We start from the raw sequence: 446 nt of genomic DNA, 5'->3' as shown, positions 1-446 counted from the left end.
GGTTTACAACGCCAGCTTCCTGCATTTCGTGATAGAAATCGTTACCCTCACGAGTACGCTCACCAACACCTGCGAATACTGAAAGACCAGAGTGCTTCAGTGCGATGTTGTTGATCAATTCCATCATGTTTACAGTTTTACCAACGCCCGCACCACCGAATAGACCAACTTTACCACCCTTAGCGAATGGACAAACCAAGTCGATTACTTTGATACCGGTTTCTAGCAATTCAGCCGATGCTGCTTGCTCTGCGTAAGTAGGTGCTTTACGGTGAATAGGCATACGCTCTTGCTCACCGATGTCACCACGCTCGTCGATTGGGCGTCCTAGAACGTCCATGATACGACCCAAAGTTTCTGGACCAACAGGTACAGAAATTGGTGCGCCAGTGTTATCTACATTCAGCCCACGCTTTAGACCTTCAGTACTACCCATTGCGATAGTA

At 48.0% G+C, this 446-nt stretch carries 1 pseudogene; it reads right to left on the bottom strand.

The window, feature by feature from the left end:
- Positions 1-446: pseudogene (locus tag A3763_RS04430) on the bottom strand (F0F1 ATP synthase subunit beta); the annotation flags it as partial.

This window comes from Oleiphilus sp. HI0128 (genome assembly GCF_001635365.1).
Note: the sequence above shows the minus strand (reverse complement) of the source record. Positions and strands in the feature narration are given on the sequence as shown.